6 protein-coding genes are annotated in these 2842 nt (G+C 62.9%); 1 reads left to right on the top strand and 5 read right to left on the bottom strand.

The genetic code is table 11. The annotated features are described in order from the left end of the window. Window positions 1-72 precede the first annotated feature (72 nt). The 5 genes from BG35_RS0108645 to BG35_RS13380 all read right to left on the bottom strand — a co-directional run bounded on the left by BG35_RS0108645 (window position 73) and on the right by BG35_RS13380 (window position 2282). A complete protein-coding gene (locus BG35_RS0108645) occupies window positions 73-753 on the bottom strand; it encodes a DUF1995 family protein (RefSeq protein ID WP_025782506.1) in 681 nt (226 codons plus the stop codon). 260 nt (window positions 754-1013) lie between these two features. Continuing rightward, on the bottom strand, window positions 1014-1178 hold the full coding sequence (locus BG35_RS0108635; RefSeq protein WP_161632584.1) for a hypothetical protein: 165 nt from the start codon (window positions 1176-1178) through the stop codon (window positions 1014-1016). Window positions 1179-1256: 78 nt separating this feature from the next. After that, window positions 1257-1862, bottom strand: a complete 606-nt coding sequence (locus BG35_RS0108630) for a rhomboid family intramembrane serine protease (RefSeq protein ID WP_025782504.1) — start codon at window positions 1860-1862, stop codon at window positions 1257-1259. Further along, window positions 1859-2053 (bottom strand): hypothetical protein, encoded by a 195-nt coding sequence (locus tag BG35_RS13385; protein ID WP_152535252.1) that lies wholly within the window; start codon window positions 2051-2053, stop codon window positions 1859-1861. The genes BG35_RS0108630 and BG35_RS13385 overlap by 4 nt, the downstream gene beginning before the upstream one ends. A gap of 52 nt (window positions 2054-2105) precedes the next feature. After that, a complete protein-coding gene (locus BG35_RS13380; protein WP_173399751.1) occupies window positions 2106-2282 on the bottom strand; it encodes a DUF8683 family protein in 177 nt (58 codons plus the stop codon). Between the two features lie 109 nt (window positions 2283-2391). Between BG35_RS13380 and BG35_RS11115 the strand changes: the two genes are divergently transcribed. After that, window positions 2392-2781 (top strand): AbrB family transcriptional regulator, encoded by a 390-nt coding sequence (locus tag BG35_RS11115; RefSeq protein ID WP_051506227.1) that lies wholly within the window; start codon window positions 2392-2394, stop codon window positions 2779-2781. Window positions 2782-2842 lie beyond the last annotated feature (61 nt).

Here is a 2842-nt window from a genome sequence, read left to right as displayed (position 1 = left end):
TTGCTGGAGATGGAGGACGGCCGCCTCACGGCAACACAGGTGATTCCACGGGCGGTGTAGCTGGCGTCTTGCTTATCCCACCTGTTGCAGCAGGTCGTCCGCCGCCTTGGCCAGCCCTGCGCCTGGGCGACTCTTGCCCAGAAGCTGGTCCATGGCGTCCCCATCCGGGCGGTTGGGGAGAGAGGCCGCAAGGCGGAAGCCGTCGGGGTCTTCCCGGAACAGCCGCCAGGGGCCGGGGTGGGCATAGGCCAGGGCGGCCTGCTCCAGGGGATAGAGCCCATACACCACGCGCCAGAGGGCCAGAAAGCCGCGCCGGCGGGCCCGGGCAACGCTGCCGATGCCAACCGCAGCATCCTCCAGCCGTGGATTCAGGGCAATGACGGGGTTCTCCCCAAGGGCCGTGCAGGCATTTTCAAAGGCCGTGTAATCAGGGGCAGCGGGTGTCACGGCGACGCACAGGGCAGCATGATCCGGCCAGCGGCCGGCGCCGAGATCCGCAAAGGTGAGGGCTTGGGCCGCCGAGAGGCCGAAATCCCGCCGGGCCAGGGCTGCTGCCCCCATATCGGCAAAAGCCAGCACAACGGGCCGCCGCTGGTGTTGCAACGCCTCGCACAGCCCCTGGGCAACGGCAGGCCAACGCAGCCCTTCAAAACGCAAATCCACTTGCAGGCGGGTGAGGCCATCCGCCAATGCCGCCTCCAGCGCTGTGGCGCATTGGCGGCGGGCGGCGTTGAGGTGGGCAGGAAGATCCATGGGCCAGGGACAACAACAGAGATCAAGTGGAATCCCATCCGTGGCCGGACCACGGGTGTCTGTTCACGGATCGTAGAGGTCTAAGAGCGAGAACGCTTCCCCTGGCCAGGATAACCCCGGTTCTGGATAAGGCGAGGGTGTGCTTGGGCTGGTGGGCCTGGGGTTGGGGATGGCGCTGTTGCCGATGCTGACCTGTATTCAGGCCATGGCCGCAAAGGATGGCGCCAAGTGAAGCGACCGTCACGAAATACAATCGGCCGTCAAGGCTCCCGATAAATGATTCGCCCCTTCAGGTCGTTGGTGACGTAGAGGCAATCTTCCTTCATCAACTTCTCCAACTCCAGGCGAATCGTCTCGGGAGAATGCTCCAATTCCAAGACGGCGTCATTGACGGTAAAACCCCGTACACCCCGACGTCTGGCCAAGGCAAGGATACCTTGCCCCAAGACCATCCGCGGCTGCTTATCCTTCCCCACTGCTGACCGGTTAAACAACCGCTCTGTCTACGGCGCCGGGTTTCGGGCCGTCAAGCGAGCTGCCAGCACACCCCCCAGAAATCCGAACAGATGGCCCTGCCAGGACACCCCTGGCGTCCCCGGAAACAGTCCCACAACCATTTTCCCAAACAAAAACAGACAGGCAATGGAGAACAGGATGCTCAGGGGGCGCCGCTGAAACCAGCCCATGAGGAGCAGAACGCCCAGGTAGCCAAAGACGATGCCGCTGGCCCCCAAATGTACCGTGTGGTGGGGGGCAACCAGCCAGATCCCCAGGCCCGACGTCAAGGCGCTGACGATAGACACCGTCCACAGTTGGCCCGGACCCTGAAGACCCACCAGGCTGCCCAGAATCAGCAACGAGCCGCTATTGCCCAACAAATGCCCCCAGTCCCCGTGGATCAGGGGAGCCGTAAAAATGGTCCAGAGACCTGTTATCCCGCTGCCGGGATGGATGCCGAAGATCTGGGCGGAAGTATGGCTGGGGATCAAGCCCAGAAACGCCAGAGCAATCCTCAGAAGATGGACAATCCAGAGCAGGGCGATAAAGCTCAAGGTGGCTGGCAAAAGCCGTCCGGATAGCAGGGAACGACTGGCGGGACCGTGGCTCATGAAGACTTGATCAAGCGAAGGACCTGGGGACCCAGCCGGGAGGCGCGATGTTCGCAGTGGAGACCACGAACAATCAACTCCGCCGCCTGCTGAAGATCCCCTGCCGCTGCCCTCAACTCCGCCTGGCCAAAGAGACGACGGGCCTCGTCAAGCAATCTGGCCTTATCGCTTGCAGCAGAAAGCGTGGTCATGGGTGGATGAGATCACTATGGACAGACGCCCCAGACAACGGGGCAGTCAGCCTCAGGTTCCGGGTTCCTCGCCGTGGTCCCCCAACGCTTCAATACAGGAGCGAAGGTGATGAGCCTTGTCATGGCAACCTTCTGAAACCGCAAGAGCCAGTGCAAACTCCAGCTTTTCCAGTTGGTGGTCCTGCTCGGAAAAGGCGATGGTCGAAGCAGAGACGGAGAGCATTTCCATGGCTTCGCTTTCTTACCATTCTGACACCTTGACCGGCAATCCGGGGCCATGGGCTACCCACTCAAGCAGGACGACTTGGCAACAGAATACAGGGAGGTATGGAAACTGGATGGACAACGTCAAGCATCTGCCCGGACTGGTTACGGTTCTGGCAGGGTCAGGGTTGGGGCTTCTGGCCCTCGGCACCCGGATTCCGGCCGCTCCCCTTGTGGGGGCCTTGTTGGGGGCGGCCCTGGCGAGTCTGATTCCCAACCTGCCCCCCATCCATTGGCCCACGGGGACGCGCACCGTGCTGGAAATTGCCGTGGGCATCATAATTGGTTCGGGCCTGACCGCCGCCACCCTGCAAGAGATGCGCCACCTCTGGCGACCGGCTCTGTTTATCACCCTCGCCCTTCTGGCGGCAGGGATCCTGGTGGGCGCCTGTAGCAGTCGGCTGTTGGGGATCAAGCTGACCGCAGGGCTTCTGGGGGCCGCGCCGGGGGGCTCACGGGCATGAGCCTGGCTGGAGAGGAACTGGGGGTGGGGGCCACGGTGGCGGCCCTGCATGCCGTGCGCCT

Source organism: Candidatus Synechococcus spongiarum SH4, from assembly GCF_000586015.1.
GTDB classification, from domain to species: domain Bacteria; phylum Cyanobacteriota; class Cyanobacteriia; order PCC-6307; family Cyanobiaceae; genus Synechococcus_B; species Synechococcus_B spongiarum_F.
The sequence above is the reverse complement of the archived record's forward strand: the minus strand, read 5'-3'. Positions and strand labels throughout refer to the sequence as shown.